The sequence below is a fragment of the Streptomyces sp. NPDC045955 genome (assembly GCF_056430805.1).
The window spans coordinates 260,168-278,554 of sequence record NZ_JBWKKY010000012.1; the positions used below are offsets into that span (position 1 = coordinate 260,168).

Consider the following 18,387-nt stretch of genomic DNA (forward strand, 5'->3'; position numbering starts at 1 on the left):
GGGGTGCGGCTCAGCCGGCGGCCGCGTGCGCGGCTTCTCCCGCCAGGCCCCTGAGCAGCACCAGGGTGAAGCCGCGGACCCACTCCCCGTCCACCGGCTGCCCGCTCACCAGCGTGCGGTGGACCACCGCTCCCGCCACCATGTCGAAGATCAGGTCCGCGGTGCGGGACGCTGTGGCGGGGTCCGGTTCGGGCGGGAGTTCGCCTCTTTCCTGGGCTCGGGACCTGCCCTCCACGACCAGGCGTTTCTGGCGGTCGACCACCGACGCGCGGATGCGTTCGCGCAGGGCGTCGTCGCGGGTGGCCTCCGCGACCACCGCCATCAGGCCGCTCTTGGCCTCGGGGCGGGCCAGGATGGCGGCGAACTGAAGGACGACGCCCTCGATGTCCGCGGCCAGTGAGCCGCTGTCCGGGAGCTCCAGTTCGTCGAAGAGCTCCGCGACCGCGTCGACGACCAGTTCGTTCTTGCCCGCCCAGCGGCGGTACAGCGTCGTCTTCGCAACCCCGGCGCGCGTCGCGACGTCTCCCAAGGTGAGCTTGGACCAGCCCAGTTCGACCAGCGCCGCCCGCGTCGCGGCCAGGATCGCGGCGTCCGCGGTGGCGCTGCGCGGGCGCCCGGTGCGGCTGGCTGGGCTGCGACTCGGCATGACATGACCATAAACCGGCGTTTCCCGTGCGGCCGTGAGGGAGATCACCGGGGGGTGGTGTTCCGGCTGCCGGGTGTGGCATTACGCTACGACTCGTAGCGAAAGCCCGTGAGGGACGTACACGGGCTCGAGCGATCTGGCGTGGGGTGGGGACCCGGCGCCGAAGGGCACCCGACCGGCCCGGCTTTCACACCGTTTTTCACACACGCGCGCAGTACGGGGGAGGATAGACGCATGCAGCCACGGAACATGTCCATGAGCGGAGTCGTCGACCTCGCCGCGGTGAAGGCGGCCCAGGAGGCCAAGGCGAAGGCGGAGCAGGCGCGTGCGCAAGCCGCCCGGGAGGGCGGCACGGGGGCGATCTCCCCGGCCGATCTCGTCATCGACGTCGACGAGGCGGGATTCGAGAGGGACGTCCTCCAGCGGTCCGCCGAGGTGCCCGTCGTCATCGACTTCTGGGCCGAGTGGTGTCAGCCCTGCAAGCAGCTGAGCCCGGTCCTGGAGCGGCTGGCCGTCGAGTACAACGGCCGCTTCCTGCTCGCCAAGATCGACGTCGACGCCAACCAGATGCTGATGCAGCAGTTCGGCGTCCAGGGGATCCCGGCGGTGTTCGCGGTCGTCGCGGGGCAGGCGCTGCCGCTCTTCCAGGGGGCCGCCGGCGAGGCGCAGATCCGGCAGACGCTGGACCAGCTGGTGCAGGTCGCCGAGCAGCGCTTCGGCCTGACCGGCCTCGCCGTCGACCCCGAGGCCGAGCCGGGCGGTGGCGCCCAGGCGGCCCCCGAGCGGCCGGCCGGCCCGTACGACGCGCTCCTCGAAGCCGCCGTGCAGGCGCTCGACTCGGGCGATCTGAGCGGTGCCGTCCAGGCCTACAAGAACGTACTGAGCGAGGACCCGGGCAACGAGGAGGCCAAACTGGGCCTCGCCCAGGCCGAGTTGCTCCAGCGCGTGCAGGGCGTCGACCCGCAGCAGGTGCGCAGGGACGCGGCCGAGAAGCCGGCCGACGTGCAGGCGCAGATCGCCGCCGCCGACCTGGATCTGGTGGGCGGCCATGTGGAGGATGCCTTCGGCCGGCTCATCGAGACGGTGGGACGCACGGTGGGTGACGACCGGGACACCGTACGGATGCGGCTGCTGGAGCTGTTCGAGGTGGTCGGGCCCGAGGATCCGCGCGTGATCGCGGCCCGTAGGGCCCTGGCCCGGGCCCTGTTCTGACCAGTCGTTAAACGCACGGGCCTGTGGCACCCATGTGAAGGATTCGCCGACAGAGCGTCACCGCGGCCGCGCTTTACCAAAACTTGGTAATCGCGGCCGCTGTTACTACGAGTAAGTCATGGGCGTTGATCTGTCGGTTTCTGTCCAGCGATCAACAGCTTTGTGCCTCCCTTCGGCACCACCCTGTGTCGCCGTCCGAGACCGGGGGGTCGTTGTTCGGTTATCGCGCCGTTACTAGCCAGTAACGAACCCCCTTGTGCGGGCGGCGAGAATGCACCACGATCGGCCACGCTCGGTCCATTCCCGTACCCCGGCAGCCGGTTGGGTCGCGGGACGTCCTGGGTCCCCACCGAGCAGAGCCGGCGGCAGTGGCGCCGGCTCTTGGACAGGGGGGTCTTCGCCCACCCGGCGAAGCCTGTCCAGCAGGGTTGTGCGTGATGCGTGTCAGGCGCGACCAGTGGTTGTCGCTCGGGGGTGATCGCCGGTGATTCGGGCGCTAGTTGCGCCGCCGAGTGCAGGCGCTCTCCTTCCCGAGGACGTAGCACTTCTCCCATCCCTGCACGGCTGAGCCGCGATTCGGGGCGAGCCAGGTCAGGAGATGTACGTCCGAGAAGGAGGAAATATGGAGTCCCAGGTGCGTGGCGGGACCAGATGGAAGCGGTTCGCTGTGGTGATGGTGCCCAGCGTCGCCGCCACGGCTGCGATAGGTGTCGCCCTCGCGCAGGGCGCTCTCGCCGCGTCGTTCAGTGTCTCCGGGCAGTCGTTCAAGGTCACGACCGACCAGCTCGTCGGTACGGGCTTCTCGCAGTACGGCGCCCTCGACGAGGGGTACACGCTCGACGGCAAGAAGTCGGTGCACCCGGTCGCGGTCTCGTCGTTCAAGCAGGCGACGATCAAGAACCTGTGCCAGTCGGTCGTCACCCCGAACATTCCGGTGCTCGGGAACGTCAGCCTGATCCTGCGTGCGGGTCAGGGTGCGAAGCCGGTCGAGGCCCAGAACCTCTACATCGACGTCGCCGACCTCAGTGCCGACGCGACGTTCGAGAACATCGACATCGGTGTGGCCGCCAAGGACGCCAACAAGGGTCCGGCCATGAGGAAGGGCGAGACGGCGAACCCGTACGGCTTCGCCCAGCAGGCCGACAAGGCGACCCTGTCCGACGTGAAGCAGACGGCGTGGGCGACCACCGCCGGAACCTTCAAGCTCAGCGGCCTGAAGATGTCGCTGTCGACGGGTGTCAAGGAGTGCTACTAAGCACTCGATGACGGGCGGGGGAGCCGGTGGCGCCCCCGCCCGTCCACCTTCCGGCCGGGCCTTCACGGACGGCCCACATCACCACCACAGCAACGCCGTACCAGGGAGCTGTTTTTCCATGAGCGCCGAGACTCCTGCCGCAGACGGCCAGTTCACTCTCCGGAGGCAGCAGTTCCGCGCCTGGCGGGGTACGCGGCCGTTCTGGGCCGGGCTGTTCGTCCTGCTCAGCGGACTGCCCATCGCCTACTTCCCGTACGCGAACCTCCAGATCGGTCACCTGACACTGGCGATGGCGACCACCGCGGGTGCCGGTTCCCTGATCATCGGCGTGCTGCTCGTCGTGCTGGGCGTCAGCCTCTGGTTCCAGAAGCACGTCCGCGTCTTCGCGGGTGTCGCGGCGATCCTGCTGGCGCTGGTGTCCATCCCCGTGTCCAACCTCGGCGGCTTCCTCATCGGCTTCCTCCTCGCCCTCGTGGGCGGGGCGATGGCCGTGGCCTGGGCGCCGGGCCCGCCGCCGGCGGGGCAGCTCGCCGGCCACGCGACGACGGGCACGGGCGAGGCTCCCGGCGGCACGGACCACGACACCACGGTGCTGCGGCCCGTGGACGGGGTGGGCGAGCCGAACGATCTGTCAGGAACGAACCCGGCCAACGGGGCGAACGGGAGGCACAGTGCCGGCTGACGAGGTGACCCACGGGGCTGATGTGGAGGCGTCCCGTGTGAGAACCGGGCCGCGCCACGCGGCACCCAAGAAGCCGCTGTTCACCAGGTTCAACAGGCCCGCGGGCAAGGCGATAGCCATGGCCGCGATGCCGACGGCGGTCCTCATGGGCATGGGCTTCACATCCACGCTCGCCATCGCCGACAGCGACAGCCCGGCGACGCCGACGTCCAAGAGCCTGACGGCCGACGAGTACAAGGAGTGCGTGGCGGCCCTGGAGGACGCCAAGAACCCCAAGGACGACGACTCAGCCTCGCCCACGCCGTCCCCCTCGGCGAGCGACGGCTCGAAGGACGACAGCGCCGACCGGGGCGAGACGGCTCCCACACCGTCCCCCTCGTCCGGCGAGGGCGGCACGGGCGCGGACCAGGACGACTCCTCTTCGTCGGATTCAGGTTCCGGCGACGAGGCCGAGCCGAAGCCGGACCCGTCCACCAGCGCGCCCGCCGAGGACGACTCGGCCGCAACCCCGTCCCCGTCGCCGTCCGAGGGCGGCGGCAACGTGCTGGAGGACATCGGCGACGCCATCGGAGGCATCTTCGACGGCGGGAACAAGGTCGGCGCGAGCCCCAGCCCCACCCCGTCCGCCTCCGCGTCCGAGAGCACCGGGACCACGGGCGACGACGCCGGCGGCACGGTGAGGGACACGGCCGAGAAGGCCGCCGGCACGGCCGAGGACACCGTCAAGGACACCACCGGCGAGGCGTCCGAGACGGCCGAGGACACCGGCAAGGCCGCCGAGGAGGCGGCGGAGCAGGCCGGGAAGGCGGCCGAGGAGGCTGGGCAGGCCACCGCCTCGCCCAGCCCGTCCCCGAGCTCCTCCACGGACGCCGAGGACTGCCCGGCCGCCACCGACGCCGAGGGCGGCGTCGACAACAAGGTGCCGCTGCCGGACGACCCGTGGTTCCTCAACGCCAGTTCGCTGACGCTGAAGGGCGCCGACTACAAGGGTGTCGTCGAGGTGCGCACCGCCAACGGCACCGTCAAGAAGGTCCTGAAGTACGTCATCTCCGGCGGCACCGACATCGGCGACCTCCACCAGACGGTCAAAGACAAGCAGTCCGGCAAGACCTACCACGTGCAGGCGGCCAAGGGCTCGACGTCCACGATCCGCGACGGCGACACGGTGATGTACACCGAGAGCATCTCCGGCAACCTGCTCGGACTGATCCCGATCACGTTCGACCCGGAGCACCCGCCGCCGCTGAACATCCCGCTGATCTACTTCACCAACGTGAAGGTCCAGCAGGCCGGCCAGTTCGGCGGGACGCTGCACGTGCCCGGGCTGCACAACTACATCACCGACTGAGCGCCTCTCAAGGCCCGTTCGGGAGCCGCAGACGCCGAGGGCGCCCCCTGGGATCCCCAGGGGGCGCCCTCGGCGCCGTACACGGGCCCTCAGGCCCCTTTCCGGGTCAGTCCCGGGCGCCGCCGCCCAGGTGGTGGACGCGCACCATGTTGGTGGTGCCGGGGACGCCGGGGGGCGAGCCGGCCGTGATGACCACGATGTCGCCCTCGTTGAAGCGGTTCAGCTTCACCATCTCCTGGTCCACCAGGTCGACCATCTCGTCGGTGCTGTTCACGAACGGCACGACGTGCGGCTCCACGCCCCAGCTGAGCGCGAGCTGGTTGCGGGTGGACTCGTCCGTGGTGAAGGCGATGATCGGCTGGACCGCGCGGTAGCGGCACAGCCGACGGGCGGTGTCGCCGGACTGGGTGAAGGCCACCAGGCCCCGGCCGCCGAGGAAGTCGGCGATCTCGCAGGCCGCACGGGCCACCGAACCGCCCTGCGTACGCGGCTTCTTGCCCGGGACGAGCGGCTGGAGCCCCTTGGACATCAGCTCCTGCTCGGCCGCGCTGACGATCTTCGACATCGTCTTGACGGTCTCGATCGGGTACGCGCCCACGCTCGACTCGGCGGACAGCATGACCGCGTCGGCGCCGTCCAGGATCGCGTTGGCCACGTCGGAGGCCTCGGCGCGGGTCGGACGGGAGTTGGTGATCATCGACTCCATCATCTGGGTCGCCACGATCACCGGCTTGGCGTTGCGCCGGCACAGCTCGATCAGGCGCTTCTGCACCATGGGGACCTTCTCGAGCGGGTACTCGACGGCGAGGTCACCACGGGCGACCATCACACCGTCGAACGCCATCACGACGTCCTCCATGTTCTGCACCGCCTGCGGCTTCTCCACCTTGGCGATGACCGGGACGCGGCGGCCCTCCTCGTCCATGATGCGGTGCACGTCCGCGACGTCCTTGGCGTCCCGGACGAACGACAGCGCGACCAGGTCGCAGCCCATGCGGAGCGCGAAGCGGAGGTCCTCGATGTCCTTCTCGCTCAGCGCGGGCACGTTGACGGCCGCGCCGGGCAGGTTGATGCCCTTGTGGTCGGAGATGACGCCGCCCTCGATGACGATCGTCTTGACCCGGTGGCCCTCGACCTCGGTGACCTTCAGCTCGACGTTGCCGTCGTTGATGAGGACCTGGTCGCCCTTGGTCACGTCGCCGGGCAGGCCCTTGTAGGTGGTCCCGCAGATCGTCTTGTCGCCGGGGACGTCCTCGGTGGTGATGGTGAACTCGTCACCGCGGACCAGCTCCACGGGACCCTCGGCGAAGGTCTCCAGACGGATCTTGGGGCCCTGGAGGTCGGCGAGGACCCCGATGGCCCTGCCGGTCTCCTTGGCGGCGGCACGGACCCGGTCGTACCGGCCCTGGTGCTCTGCGTGCGAGCCGTGGCTGAAGTTGAAGCGGGCCACGTTCATGCCGGCTTCGATCAACGCGACAAGCTGCTCGTGGGAGTCGACCGCGGGGCCGAGAGTACAGACGATTTTCGAACGGCGCATGGGGGCGATCCTATCGGTTTGTTTCGCAACGGAATATTCCGTCTGGCGGAAAATACAAAAGGGCGGCATGCCGCTCAGGTGTGATTCCCCGAACCAATTACCAGCGCGTAGGTCTGTGTCGCGATCTCCAATTCCTCGTCAGTAGCTACCACAGCCACCGCGACCCGGGCGCCCTCGGGCGAGATCAGCCGCGCCTCGTCGCCGCGCACGGCGTTGCGCTCGCCGTCCACCGCCAGGCCCAGCTCCTCCAGGCCCGCCAGGGCGGCCTCCCGCACGGGCGCCGCGTTCTCGCCGACGCCGGCGGTGAAGGCCACCGCGTCCACCCGTCCGAGTACGGCGTAATAGGCGCCGATGTACTTCTTCAGGCGGTGAATGTAGATGTCGAACGCCAGCTCCGCCTGCTCGTCGCCCTCGTCGACGCGGCGGCGGATCTCCCTCATGTCGTTGTCGCCGCACAGTCCGATCAGACCGCTCTTCTTGTTGAGAAGAGTGTCGATCTCGTCGGCGGACATTCCACCAACACGCATCAAATGGAAGATGACGGCCGGGTCCATGTCTCCTGAGCGCGTACCCATCACGAGCCCCTCCAAAGGCGTCAGCCCCATGGAGGTGTCCACGCAGCGACCGCCCCTGACGGCCGAGGCGGACGCCCCGTTGCCCAGGTGCAGCACGATCACGTTCGTCTCGGCGGGGTCCTTGCCGAGCAGCTCGGCGGTGGCCCGGGAGACGTAGGCGTGGGAGGTGCCGTGGAAGCCGTAGCGCCGGATGCGGTGCTCGTCGGCCGTCTTCACGTCGATCGCGTAGCGGGCGGCCGACTCCGGCATCGTGGTGTGGAACGCGGTGTCGAAGACCGCGACCTGCGGCAGGTCGGGCCGCAGCGCCCGGGCCGTGCGGATGCCGGTGAGGTTGGCCGGGTTGTGCAGCGGGGCGACCGGGATGAGCCGCTCGATCTCGGCCAGCACGGCGTCGTCGATCACGGTCGGCTCGGTGAAGGACTTGCCGCCGTGCACCACCCGGTGCCCGATCGCGGCCAGTTCGGGCGAGTCCAGGCCGAGGCCGTCCTTGGCGAGCTCCTCGGCGACGGCCTTCAGGGCGGCGTCGTGGTCGGCGATCGCCCCGCCCCGTTCCCGGCTCTCGCCGCCGGCCGGGGTGTGCTTCAGCCGGGAGGTCTGCTCGCCGATGCGCTCGACCAGACCCACCGCCAGGCGGCTGTTGTCGCGCATGTCGAGCAGCTGGTACTTCACCGACGAGGAGCCGGAGTTGAGGACGAGGACACGGGACGGGCTCACTGGGCGGTCGCCTTCTCGCTCGGGGACGGGGCGGGGGACTGGGCCTGGATCGCCGTGATGGCGACCGTGTTGACGATGTCCTGGACGAGGGCGCCCCGGGACAGGTCGTTGACCGGCTTGCGCAGGCCCTGGAGCACCGGGCCGACGGCGATCGCGCCGGCCGAGCGCTGCACGGCCTTGTAGGTGTTGTTGCCGGTGTTCAGGTCGGGGAAGATCAGCACGCTCGCCTGCCCGGCGACCTCGGAGCCGGGCAGCTTGGTCGCCGCGACCGACGGCTCCACGGCGGCGTCGTACTGGATCGGGCCCTCGATCCTCAGGTCGGGCCGGCGCGCACGGACGAGCTCGGTGGCCTCGCGGACCTTGTCGACGTCGGCGCCCGAGCCGGAGGTGCCCGTGGAGTACGACAGCATGGCGATCCGCGGCTCCACACCGAACTGCTCGGCCGTGGTCGCCGACTGGATGGCGATGTCGGCGAGCTGCTGGGCGTTCGGGTCCGGGTTGACCGCGCAGTCGCCGTAGACGAGGACCTTGTCGGCCAGGCACATGAAGAACACCGACGAGACGATGTCGGCGTCCGGCTTGGTCTTGATGATCTCGAAGGCCGGGCGGATGGTCGCGGCCGTGGAGTGCACCGAGCCGGACACCATGCCGTCGGCGAGGCCCTCCTGCACCATCAGCGTGCCGAAGTAGTTCACGTCCGAGACGACGTCGTACGCCAGCTCCACGGTGACGCCCCGGTGGGCCCGCAGGGCCGCGTACTTCTCGGCGAAGGCGTCGCGCAGGTCGGAGGTGGCCGGGTCGATCAGCTGGGACTCGCCGAGGTCGATGCCGAGGTCGGCGGCCTTCTTGCGGATCTGGTCGACCGGGCCGAGCAGGGTCAGCTCGCACACGCCCCGGCGCAGCAGCACCTCGGCGGCGTGCAGCACGCGCTCCTCGGTGCCCTCGGGCAGCACCACGCGGCGCAGGTCCGAGCGGGCCTGCTCCAGCAGCTTGTGCTCGAACATCATCGGCGTCACGCGGTCGCTGCTCGGGGCGGAGACACGGCGCGCGAGGTCGGCGGTGTCGGCGTACCGCTCGAACAGGCCGAGCGCCCGCTCCGCCTTGCGTGGGGTGGCCGCGTTGAGCTTGCCCTCCAGGGAGAACAGCTGTTCGGCGGTGGGGAAGCTGGTGCCGGCCACCGACAGCACCGGGGTGCCGGGCGCGAGGCGGTCGGCGAGCGTGAGGATGTCGTCGCCGGGCACCTCGTCCAGGGTGAGCAGCACGCCCGCTATCGGCGGGGTGCCGGCGCTGTGCGCGGCGAGCGCGCCGACGACCAGGTCGGCCCGGTCGCCCGGGGTGACGACGAGGCAGCCCGGGGTCAGCGCGCCCAGGAAGTTCGGCAGCATCGCGCCGCCGAAGACGAAGCCCAGCACGTCCCGGGCCAGCCCCGAGTCGTCGCCGAGGACCACCTTGGCGCCGAGCGTGTGGCCGATCTGCGAGACGGTCGGGGCGGACAGCGCGGGCTCGTCGGGCAGGACGTAACACGGCACGGGGAGCCGGGAGTCGAGCTGACCGGCGATCTCGTCGCGGTCCTCGCGGGCCACCCGGTTGGTGACCATGGCCAGGACGTCGCAGCCCAGGGTGTCGTAGGCGCGGTAGGCGTTGCGCGTCTCGGCGAGCACCGACTCGACGGTCTGCTTGCGGCCGCCCACGACCGGGATCACGGACGCGCCGAACTCGTTCGCCAGCCGGGCGTTGAGCGACAGCTCGTCCGGGAGCTGGGTGCCCGCGTAGTCGGTGCCGAGGACCAGGACCACGTCGAAGTCGCGGGCGACCAGGTGGAAGCGGTCGACGAGCGTGGACACGAGCTCGTCCGTGCCGGCCTCGGCCTGGAGGGCGGACGCCTCGTGGTAGTCCATGCCGTAGACGGTCGCCGGGTCCTGGGTGAGCCGGTAGCGGGCGCGCAGCAGCTCGAAGAGGCGGTCGGGGCCGTCATGGACGAGGGGACGGAAGACGCCCACCCGGTCCACCTGCCGGGTGAGGAGTTCCATGACCCCCAGTTCGACGACCTGGCGGCCGTCGCCGCGGTCGATGCCGGTCACGTACACGCTGCGGGTCACGCGCGCTCTCCGTTTCGTCTCGAATGGGGGTACACATCAAGCCAACGGCTATCCAGCCACGGGCACAAAAATCGCCCACCGAGGTGAGCAGAACCCTCTTGACAATACCTCCGCCGATAGATAAGGCGCCCATCAGCCTCGGGGTGCGACGGCGGGCTGTGGAGCGTGAAACAATCGGCAGAGGCTCACCGGTATCAACAGCGAGCAGGAGACACAGCACGATGCGTATCGGAGTTCTCACCGCAGGCGGCGACTGCCCCGGCCTGAACGCCGTGATCCGGTCGGTCGTGCACCGGGCGGTCGACAACTACGGCGACGAGGTCATCGGCTTCGAGGACGGTTACTCGGGGCTGCTGGACGGCCGCTACCGCACCCTCGACCTGAACGCGGTCAGCGGCATCCTGGCCCGCGGCGGCACGATCCTGGGGTCGTCCCGGCTGGAGCGCGACCGGCTCCGTGAGGCCTGCGAGAACGCCTCCGACATGATCCACGAGTTCGGCATCGACGCGCTGATCCCGATCGGCGGCGAGGGCACGCTGACGGCGGCCCGCATGCTGTCCGACGCGGGCCTGCCGGTCGTGGGCGTCCCGAAGACGATCGACAACGACATCTCGTCGACCGACCGCACCTTCGGCTTCGACACGGCGGTCGGCGTGGCCACCGAGGCGATGGACCGCCTGAAGACCACCGCCGAGTCCCACCAGCGGGTGATGGTGGTGGAGGTCATGGGACGCCACGCGGGCTGGATCGCGCTGGAGTCCGGCATGGCGGCCGGTGCGCACGGGATCTGTCTGCCGGAGCGGCCGTTCGACCCCGCCGACCTCGTGAAGATGGTCGAGGAGCGCTTCGCCCGCGGCAAGAAGTTCGCGGTCGTCTGCGTCGCCGAGGGTGCCCACCCCGCCGACGGCACCATGGACTACGGCAAGGGCGCCATAGACAAGTTCGGCCACGAGCGCTTCCAGGGCATCGGCACGGCACTCGCCCACGAGCTGGAGCGACGGCTCGGCAAGGAGGCCAAGCCGGTCATTCTCGGCCACGTCCAGCGCGGCGGCTCACCCACCGCGTATGACCGCGTGCTCGCCACGCGGTTCGGCTGGCACGCGGTGGAGGCCGCGCACCAGGGCGAGTTCGGCAGGATGACCGCGCTGCGCGGGACGGACATCGTGATGGTGCCGCTCGCGGAGGCCGTGACCGAGCTGAAGACGGTGCCGAAGGACCGCATGGATGAGGCCGAGTCGGTCTTCTAGGGCGGCCAAGACCGGGGCGAACTAGGCCGGGCTCTTCTGGATCCGGTTCCAGAAGTGCTCGACGATCCGGTCGAGGAAGTCCCGTGCCGCGTCACCGGCGTCGCTGCCGCCGCCGCCCCAGCTCAGGGTGGCGGCCATGTGCCCCTGGTAGTCCTGGTGCAGCCCCTGGAGGGCGCCCTCCAGGAAGGGCCGGTCCAGGGGCACGAGTTTGGCCACCGGGCGCACATAGGCCTGCCAGCGGGTGGTGACGGCGTCGCGCAGCAGTTCGCCGAGCTTGGCGTCGCGGCCCGTGACGGTGACGAAGTCGGGTAGGCGCAGGCCGAGCAGATCGGCGAGGGCGGCGGACTGGCGGTCGGTGCCGCGCCAGGTGTCGGTCTCCTCCATCCGCAGATAGGCGTGGAGTTCGTGTCCCACGGCGCGGGCCACGTCCTCGGGGGCGAAACCGCGGGCGATGCGGTGCTCGCGCAGGGTGCGGGGTCTGCCGATGAGTTCGCCGGGCGAGCACCACAACACCCCTGCGAGTGCGGTGAGTTCGGAGCCGGAAGGGGCCGCCGCCCCGCGTTCCCAGGCCCTGACGTGGTCCGGGGTGATGTGAGGGTGCCCGTAGGAGACGCGTATGTCGTGGGCGACGTGCTCGGGTGTCATGCCGAGGGCCGCGCGCAGCCGGCGGGCGGCGGGGGCGTTGAAGGGCGGGGGCGTCGGGGTGGCGGGCGAGGAGTGGGGTGCGGGCTGGCTCGGGCGGGCTGAAGGTCGGCGCACGGGCCACAAGCTAGAGGGGCGGGGCTGTGGTGACTACGGTCTGTTCGGCCAGGATCACGGATTGTAGGAAGCTACGGCTACCGGTGGGTTCGACCGGGGCTGAAGATCGTCTGTCGGCCGCGGAGCAGGAGCGGCGAGGATGGCGCCGGGCCTGGCGAGCGTGGGCCCGGAAAGGCGGCCACCCGGATGAACGGCAAGCTCAAGGGGCATATTCGCGAGCGTCTTCTCGCGAAGAACTTCTGGCATCTCGCGACGGTGGGTGCGGACGGTGCGCCTCAGGTGTCGCCCATGTGGGCGGACATCGAAGGGGAGTACGTCATGGTCAACACGTCCGTCGGGCGGGTGAAGGAAGAGAATCTGCGGCGCAATCCGTACGTTTCGCTGTCCCACCACGACCCCTCCAACCCGTATGACCGGGCGGAGATCCGGGGGAAGGTGGTCCGGTTCGTGGAGGGCGAGGAGGCGGAGCGGGCGATGGACCGGCTCGCGCGGAAGTACCTCGGGGAGGACCGGTATCCGTGGCTGCTGCCCGGCGAGCGCCGGCTGATGCTGCTGATCGAGCCGACGCGGGTACGGAGGCTGGAGGGCGTGGAGCCGTTCCGGGCGGGGGTCCTGCCGGACGGGGCGGCCGACTGAGGGCGCAGTGCCCGGCTGGGCGGGATGGCGGTGCCGGGGCCTGTGTGCGGCTGGGCGGGGTGGCGGTGCCGGGGTGCCTGTGTCCGGCTGGGCGGGGTGGCGGTGCCGGGGCCTGTGTGCGGCTGGGCGGGGTGGCGGTGCCGGGGCCTGTGTGCGGCTGGGCGGGGTGGCGGTGCCGGGGTGCCTGTGTCCGGCTGGGCGGGGTGGCGGTGCCGGGACGCCGTGCCCGGGCGGTCGGCCGCCCGCAGGGTGGTGGGGGCTGGTCGGGCAGGTTCGACCCGCCCCCCTCACTCGCGACGCCCCATCCGCTCTACTCGCTCAGCGACGCCGCGAGACGGGCGGCGGTCTTCTCGCCCGCTCGCTGTTTGATCAAGCCTTCCTTGGCGGCCGCGCGCAGCCTGACTTCCGTGCTGCCCACCCCGCTTGTCACCAGCGCGGTGACCACCACGGGATTCAGGCCGCCGAAACCACCGCCGGCGACGACCCGGATCGTCTCCCGGTCCACGCCGTGCTCGACCTGCATGGACCCGCCTGCTCGCCCGGCTAGGCCGAGCACTTCGGCGACACGCTTGACGGCATCGTCGAACGGCAAGGGCATGACGAGGTCGATCTCATGGACGTTCTTCCTCATCGACTTGGCGACAAGCCGGGTCAAGTGACCGCTGCCGCCGCTCGCCGCGCCTAGAGCGGCAAGCTCAGCAGCCAGGATCTCGTCCTCGTTCTCGCGCACGCGGCTCATCGTAGGCCCCCGCGAATCCGTGATCACCCAGCCATTGACCCGGCACGTTCACCCACTTAGCCTCCATCTTCATACGTGGACGCCGTCTGCATATAGGGATGGGACACCGGTTCAAAGGGGAACTGCCTTGCCTCTGCTCGTAGTCGGGATCAGCGTTCTGGTTCTGCTCCTTCTCATGACCAGGCTGAGACTGAACGGCTTCGCGGCCCTGCTGCTCGTCGCGGTCGGGGTCGCACTGGTCCAGGGGATACCGGTGGCGACCATCCCGGACGTCCTCTCCGAGGGCATCGGGGACCAGATCGGCGACACCATGCTGACCATCGGGCTCGGCGCCATGGTCGGCCGTGTGATGGGGGACGCGGGCGCCGCCCAGCGCATAGCCGGCAAGCTCCTCGACGCCTTCGGACCGCGCTGGGTCCAGGTCGCCATGGTGGTCACGTCCATGCTGATCGGCGTGACCATGTTCTACGAGGTCGCGTTCGTCATCATCGTGCCCATCGCGTTCACCCTGGTCAGGGTCACCGGCGCGAAGCTGCTGTGGGTCGGGCTGCCGATGTCCATCGCCCTGTCCACCATGCACAGCTTCCTCCCGCCGCACCCCGGCCCCACCGCCGTCGCCGCGACCTTCCACGCCTCCGTCGGACTGACGCTGTTCTACGGCCTGTTCGTCGCCGTGCCCACCGGTGCGCTGATCGCCCTGACCTGGCCTCGTCTTCCGTTCGTCGCGCGGTTGACGCCGGCCATCCCCAAGGGCCTGGTCAGCGAGCGCGAGTTCACCGACGAGGAGATGCCGGGCCTCGGCTGGTCGCTGTTCGTGGCGGTGTTCCCGGTGGTGCTGATCGTGGCCGCCGCCGTGACCGACATGGCCGCCGGCGGCGAGGGCCCGTTCCTGCACTTCGTCGCCTTCGTCGGCTCGGCGCCGATCGCCCTGCTGCTGACCCTGTGCCTGGCGGTGTGGGTGTTCGGACCGAGGATCGGGCGCAGTCTGAGCGACGTCGGCGCCTCCTGCGGCTCGGCGGCCCAGGCGATGGCGATGATCCTGCTGGTGATCGGCGCGGGCGGGGCCTTCAAGAACGTCCTCGTCGAAGGCGGGATCTCCGACTACATCAAGGACGTCACCGACGGCTGGTCCATCTCGCCGATCGTCCTCGCCTGGCTCGTCGCCGTCATCCTGCGCATCGCGCTGGGCTCGGCCACGGTCGCCGTCGTCACGGCCTCCGGGGTGGCGCTGCCGCTGCTGGCGGGCAGCGGGGTGCACCCGGAGGTCATGGTGCTGGCCGTCGCCTGCGGCTCCATCGCCTTCTCCCACGTCAACGACCCCGGGTTCTGGCTGTTCAAGGAGTACTTCAACCTCTCCGTCATCGAGGCGATCAAGGTCCGTACGTCCTATACGACGGTGCTCGCCGTGCTCGGGCTGGGCGGGGTGCTCGCCGTGGAGTGGGTCCTCGACGTCCTGAGTCTGTGAACCGTACTCAGGTCTGTGAACCGTTTTTCTGAGAAAGGGCACCTGATGAGCAGCAGCCGGCAGCAGCCGACGGTTACGGCGTTCGCCGTCTACCCCGTCGCCGGACGGGACAGTATGGAGCTGAACCTCTCCGGCGCGCACGGCCCGTACTTCACCCGCAACGTCGTTGTCCTCACCGACTCCGAGGGGCGGACCGGGCTGGGGGAGGTGCCCGGCGGGGAGAAGATCACGCAGACGCTGCGGGACGCCGGGCCGCTGGTCGTCGGGGCGACGGTGGGGGACTACAAGCGGGTGCTGCGCGAGATCGGCGAGCGGTTCGCCGACCGGGACGCCGGGGGGCGGGGCGCGCAGACCTTCGACCTGCGGACCACCGTCCACACGGTGACCGCGGTCGAGTCGGCGCTGCTCGATCTGCTCGGGCAGCATCTGGACGTGCCCGTGGCTGCGCTGCTGGGTGACGGGCAGCAGCGGGACTCCGTGCGGGTGCTGGGGTACCTCTTCTACGTCGGTGACCCGGACCGGACGGATCTGGAGTACGTCCGGGAGCCCGACTCGTCCGTGGAGTGGTACCGGGTGCGGCACGAGGAGGCGCTGTCGCCGCAGGCGATCGTGCGGCAGGCGGAAGCGGCCTACGAGCACTACGGTTTCCGGGACTTCAAGCTCAAGGGCGGTGTACTGGCCGGGGCCGAGGAGGTCGCGGCGGTGCGTGCGCTCAAGGCGCGCTTTCCCGAGGCGCGGATCACCCTCGATCCGAACGGGGCGTGGTCGCTGCGTGAGGCGGTCGAGCTGTGCCGGCCGTTGGTGGGCACCCTCGCGTACGCCGAGGATCCCTGCGGGGCGGAGGGCGGTTACTCCGGGCGGGAGATCCTCGCGGAGTTCCGGCGGGCCACGGGGTTGCCGACGGCGACGAACATGATCGCGACGGACTGGCGTCAGATGGCCCATGCCCTGGCTCTGCAGTCGGTCTCCATTCCGCTGGCCGATCCGCACTTCTGGACCATGCAGGGGTCGGTGCGGGTGGCGCAGTTGTGCAACGCCATGGGGCTGACGTGGGGGTGTCACTCCAACAACCACTTCGACATCTCGCTGGCGATGGTGACGCACTGCGGGGCGGCGGCCCCGGGGGAGTACAACGCGCTGGACACGCACTGGATCTGGCAGGAGGGGCTGGAGCGGCTGACCGTCTCGCCGCCCCGCATCGTGGGCGGGGAGATCGCCGTCCCGGACGCGCCGGGGCTGGGTGTCGAGCTCGACATGGACCGGCTGCTGGCGGCGCACGAGCTGTACCGGGAGAAGGGAGTGGGGGCTCGCGACGATGCGGTGGGGATGCGGTATCTGGTGCCTGGCTGGGAGTTCGACGCGAAGCGGCCGTGTCTGGTGCGGTGATCGCCGGTGGGCGGTGTGCCTGCGGCGGCCTGTGGCTGCTTCGGTGGGGGTGCGCGTGGCGCCTGCCGGGGTGCGGTGGGTCGGGGCCGCGCCGGGGGGTGTCCGTCCTCGGAACGGCGCGATGGGGTTGCGTACCGACTGACTGTCCGTCGACGCGCCAACCGCTGCGGGCGGACACCCCCCGACACGTCCCCTTCCGTGCGTGCGCGGCTGCGGGTGCGTCGTGGTTGCCCCATGCCTCAAGAGCCTGGGAGCCCCCGCTCCGCCGGGTTGCGGACCCACCCGGCCTCAGCGCCGACGCCGGTCAGCCCTTCACCGCCCCTCCCAGTGCGAAGCCCCCTCCCAGGCGCCGGGCGATCAGGACGTACAGAAGGATCACCGGTGTCGAGTAGACGACCGAGAACGCCGCCAGCTGCCCGTACGCCACCATCCCCCGGTTCCCGAAGAAGTCGTTGATGCTGACGGACGCCGGCATCTGGTCGGGCGTGAGCAGGAGCATGAAGGGGACGAAGAAGTTGCCCCACATCATGACGAAGGAGAAGACCGTCACGACGGCCACGCCCGGGCCCATCAGGGGCAGCACGATACGGATCAGGGACTGGAGGGACGACGCCCCGTCGGTCCAGGCCGCCTCCTCCAGTTCCTTCGGTACGCCGTCCATGAAGTTCTTCATCAGCCAGATGGCATACGGCAGTTGCGACGCTGCGAAGAAGAAGATCGTGCCCCGCATGGTGTCGATGAGGTCCACGCGGACGAAGAGCGCGTAGACCGGGACCATGATCGCCGTGATGGGCAGGCTCGTCGCGAAGAGGATCGTCAGCAGGAACGGGCGGTTGAAGCGGGAGCGGAACCGGGAGAGGGGGTAGGCGGCCAGGGCCGCGCAGACCACCGTCAGGAGCGTCGCGCTGCCGCACAGGATCAGGCTGTTGAGGAGGGGGGTGAAGGTGATCTCGGGGGTGAGGATCGCGTCGAAGTTGTCCAGGGTGAGGCCGTCGGGCGGCTTGACCCGGAGGTCGGCGTGGGGGTCCAGGGAGGACAGGACGACCCAGGCCAGGGGGAGGACGAACGCGGCGGCGACCACCAGGAGGCCCGCGTCCGCGGCCAGGCGGCGGGCCGTGCGGCGGGAGGCGAGGGTGACGGCCATGCGGGTCAGACCTCCGTCCGGAGCAGGCGCAGGTAGACGAGGGAGAAGAGGGAGCCGACCAGGAGGAGCAACAGGGCCACCGCCGTGCCGTAGCCGATCAGGCTGTTCTGGAAGGCCTGTTCGTACATGAAGAGGGGCAGGGTCTGGCTCTTGCCGCCCGGGCCGCCCCTGGTCATCACCCAGATCAGCCCGAAGACCGAGAGGGTCTGCAGGGTGTTCAGCATCAGGTTCGTGGCGATGGAGCGGCGGATCATGGGAAGGGTGATGTGCCACATGCGGCGCCAGCCCCCGGCCCCGTCCACCTCGGCGGCCTCGGTGATCTCCTGGGGGATCTCGTTGAGCGCTGCCGAGTAGACCAGCATCGAGAAGGCCGTGCCCCTCCAGACGTTGGCGAAGGACACCGCCAGGATCGGGAGGGTGAACAGCCAGTTCTGGGAGGGCAGGTGGAGCCAGTCCAGGATGGCGTTCAGGGTGCCCTCGCGGCGGAAGAAGGCGTAGAGGAGGAAACCGGCGACGACCTCCGGCAGGACCCAGGCCGTGACGACGATGCCGCCGGTGAGCGTGCGGACCGGTTTCGACGCGCGCTGCATCAGCGCCGCCAGGGCGAGGCCGAGCGTGTTCTGCCCGACGAGGGACGACAGGACCGTGAACACGAGGGTCAGCCATACGGCGTTGCGGAACGCCTCGTCCCGGAAGGCCCGCGTGAAGTTCTCGAAGCCGACGAACGAGTCCTCGGCCTGGCCGGTGAGCTGGAGGTCGGTGAAGGCGATGGAGACGCAGTAGGCGATCGGGCCGGCGAGGAAGAGGAGCAGGAGAACGACGGCGGGGGTGAGGGGGAGGGCCCGGACCAGCGAGCCCGGCCGACGCGGGGAGCGGCGGGGCGTCGTGGGGCCGGGCGCTTTTGCGAGGCCGGTGTGCGGTGCTGTGGTGGTCATCGACGCCT

At 70.2% G+C, this 18,387-nt stretch carries 16 protein-coding genes; 8 read left to right on the forward strand and 8 right to left on the reverse strand.

Going from position 1 to position 18,387, the window contains the following annotated elements; translation table 11 throughout:
* Positions 1 to 10: 10 nt before the first annotated feature.
* Positions 11 to 646, reverse strand: coding sequence for a TetR/AcrR family transcriptional regulator (locus tag AC07F0_RS25760; RefSeq protein ID WP_436730606.1), 636 nt, complete (start codon positions 644 to 646; stop codon positions 11 to 13).
* A 234-nt stretch (positions 647 to 880) separates the two neighbouring features.
* Here AC07F0_RS25760 and AC07F0_RS25765 point away from each other — a divergent pair, with 234 nt between their 5' ends.
* The 4 genes from AC07F0_RS25765 to AC07F0_RS25780 all read left to right on the forward strand — a co-directional run bounded on the left by AC07F0_RS25765 (position 881) and on the right by AC07F0_RS25780 (position 5,143).
* A complete protein-coding gene (locus AC07F0_RS25765) occupies positions 881 to 1,858 on the forward strand; it encodes a tetratricopeptide repeat protein (protein WP_478982192.1) in 978 nt (325 codons plus the stop codon).
* Between the two features lie 622 nt (positions 1,859 to 2,480).
* Positions 2,481 to 3,113 carry a DUF6230 family protein gene (locus tag AC07F0_RS25770; protein WP_478982194.1) on the forward strand — a complete coding sequence of 211 codons (633 nt, stop codon included), beginning with the start codon at positions 2,481 to 2,483 and terminating at the stop codon, positions 3,111 to 3,113.
* A gap of 118 nt (positions 3,114 to 3,231) precedes the next feature.
* The gene (locus AC07F0_RS25775) at positions 3,232 to 3,795 is read left to right on the forward strand and encodes a DUF6114 domain-containing protein (RefSeq protein ID WP_243379332.1); all 564 of its coding nucleotides are present in this window, start codon (positions 3,232 to 3,234) and stop codon (positions 3,793 to 3,795) included.
* Entirely contained in the window at positions 3,785 to 5,143 is a 1,359-nt protein-coding gene (locus tag AC07F0_RS25780) for a hypothetical protein (RefSeq protein ID WP_478982196.1), read from the forward strand. The genes AC07F0_RS25775 and AC07F0_RS25780 overlap by 11 nt, the downstream gene beginning before the upstream one ends.
* Positions 5,144 to 5,249: 106 nt before the next feature.
* Here AC07F0_RS25780 and pyk read toward each other — a convergent pair whose 3' ends face one another.
* The 3 genes from pyk to pta form a co-directional block, all read right to left on the reverse strand.
* Entirely contained in the window at positions 5,250 to 6,680 is a 1,431-nt protein-coding gene (gene pyk / locus AC07F0_RS25785) for a pyruvate kinase (protein ID WP_478982198.1), read from the reverse strand.
* A gap of 74 nt (positions 6,681 to 6,754) precedes the next feature.
* Positions 6,755 to 7,969, reverse strand: a complete 1,215-nt coding sequence (locus tag AC07F0_RS25790) for an acetate kinase (protein ID WP_478982200.1) — start codon at positions 7,967 to 7,969, stop codon at positions 6,755 to 6,757.
* A complete protein-coding gene (gene pta / locus AC07F0_RS25795; RefSeq protein WP_478982202.1) occupies positions 7,966 to 10,068 on the reverse strand; it encodes a phosphate acetyltransferase in 2,103 nt (700 codons plus the stop codon). The genes AC07F0_RS25790 and pta overlap by 4 nt, the downstream gene beginning before the upstream one ends.
* Before the next feature lie 221 nt (positions 10,069 to 10,289).
* On the opposite strand from pta, the gene AC07F0_RS25800 reads away from it, so the two are divergent.
* On the forward strand, positions 10,290 to 11,315 hold the full coding sequence (locus tag AC07F0_RS25800; protein WP_086844696.1) for an ATP-dependent 6-phosphofructokinase: 1,026 nt from the start codon (positions 10,290 to 10,292) through the stop codon (positions 11,313 to 11,315).
* A 21-nt stretch (positions 11,316 to 11,336) separates the two neighbouring features.
* Here the strand turns inward: AC07F0_RS25800 and AC07F0_RS25805 are convergent, their stop codons facing one another.
* A complete protein-coding gene (locus AC07F0_RS25805; RefSeq protein WP_478982204.1) occupies positions 11,337 to 12,074 on the reverse strand; it encodes a helix-turn-helix domain-containing protein in 738 nt (245 codons plus the stop codon).
* A gap of 186 nt (positions 12,075 to 12,260) precedes the next feature.
* Between AC07F0_RS25805 and AC07F0_RS25810 the strand changes: the two genes are divergently transcribed.
* Positions 12,261 to 12,710 carry a PPOX class F420-dependent oxidoreductase gene (locus tag AC07F0_RS25810; protein WP_478982206.1) on the forward strand — a complete coding sequence of 150 codons (450 nt, stop codon included), beginning with the start codon at positions 12,261 to 12,263 and terminating at the stop codon, positions 12,708 to 12,710.
* A 310-nt stretch (positions 12,711 to 13,020) separates the two neighbouring features.
* On the opposite strand, the gene AC07F0_RS25815 is transcribed toward AC07F0_RS25810, so the two are convergent.
* Positions 13,021 to 13,449 carry a hypothetical protein gene (locus AC07F0_RS25815; RefSeq protein WP_478982208.1) on the reverse strand — a complete coding sequence of 143 codons (429 nt, stop codon included), beginning with the start codon at positions 13,447 to 13,449 and terminating at the stop codon, positions 13,021 to 13,023.
* Positions 13,450 to 13,576: 127 nt separating this feature from the next.
* Here AC07F0_RS25815 and AC07F0_RS25820 point away from each other — a divergent pair, with 127 nt between their 5' ends.
* Positions 13,577 to 14,914: a gluconate:H+ symporter gene (locus tag AC07F0_RS25820; RefSeq protein ID WP_478982210.1), complete on the forward strand. Its 1,338-nt coding sequence runs from the start codon at positions 13,577 to 13,579 to the stop codon at positions 14,912 to 14,914.
* 45 nt (positions 14,915 to 14,959) lie between these two features.
* Positions 14,960 to 16,300 (forward strand): enolase C-terminal domain-like protein, encoded by a 1,341-nt coding sequence (locus tag AC07F0_RS25825; protein WP_478982212.1) that lies wholly within the window; start codon positions 14,960 to 14,962, stop codon positions 16,298 to 16,300.
* Positions 16,301 to 16,604: 304 nt separating this feature from the next.
* Here AC07F0_RS25825 and AC07F0_RS25830 read toward each other — a convergent pair whose 3' ends face one another.
* Positions 16,605 to 17,444, reverse strand: a complete 840-nt coding sequence (locus tag AC07F0_RS25830) for a carbohydrate ABC transporter permease (RefSeq protein WP_478982214.1) — start codon at positions 17,442 to 17,444, stop codon at positions 16,605 to 16,607.
* A 5-nt stretch (positions 17,445 to 17,449) separates the two neighbouring features.
* Positions 17,450 to 18,379: a carbohydrate ABC transporter permease gene (locus AC07F0_RS25835; protein WP_478982216.1), complete on the reverse strand. Its 930-nt coding sequence runs from the start codon at positions 18,377 to 18,379 to the stop codon at positions 17,450 to 17,452.
* Between the last annotated feature and the right edge of the window lie 8 nt (positions 18,380 to 18,387).

Excerpts from the sequence above, each read along its gene's own strand:
- pyk (WP_478982198.1), bottom strand. The coding sequence starts at position 6,680 with ATGCGCCGTTCGAAAATCGTCTGTACTCTCGGCCCCGCGGTCGACTCC.
- AC07F0_RS25760 (WP_436730606.1), bottom strand. The coding sequence starts at position 646 with ATGCCGAGTCGCAGCCCAGCCAGCCGCACCGGGCGCCCGCGCAGCGCC.
- AC07F0_RS25810 (WP_478982206.1), top strand. The coding sequence starts at position 12,261 with ATGAACGGCAAGCTCAAGGGGCATATTCGCGAGCGTCTTCTCGCGAAG.
- AC07F0_RS25830 (WP_478982214.1), bottom strand. The coding sequence starts at position 17,444 with ATGGCCGTCACCCTCGCCTCCCGCCGCACGGCCCGCCGCCTGGCCGCG.
- AC07F0_RS25775 (WP_243379332.1), top strand. The coding sequence starts at position 3,232 with ATGAGCGCCGAGACTCCTGCCGCAGACGGCCAGTTCACTCTCCGGAGG.
- AC07F0_RS25815 (WP_478982208.1), bottom strand. The coding sequence starts at position 13,449 with ATGAGCCGCGTGCGCGAGAACGAGGACGAGATCCTGGCTGCTGAGCTT.
- AC07F0_RS25825 (WP_478982212.1), top strand. The coding sequence starts at position 14,960 with ATGAGCAGCAGCCGGCAGCAGCCGACGGTTACGGCGTTCGCCGTCTAC.
- AC07F0_RS25770 (WP_478982194.1), top strand. The coding sequence starts at position 2,481 with ATGGAGTCCCAGGTGCGTGGCGGGACCAGATGGAAGCGGTTCGCTGTG.
- AC07F0_RS25765 (WP_478982192.1), top strand. The coding sequence starts at position 881 with ATGCAGCCACGGAACATGTCCATGAGCGGAGTCGTCGACCTCGCCGCG.
- AC07F0_RS25835 (WP_478982216.1), bottom strand. The coding sequence starts at position 18,379 with ATGACCACCACAGCACCGCACACCGGCCTCGCAAAAGCGCCCGGCCCC.
- AC07F0_RS25800 (WP_086844696.1), top strand. The coding sequence starts at position 10,290 with ATGCGTATCGGAGTTCTCACCGCAGGCGGCGACTGCCCCGGCCTGAAC.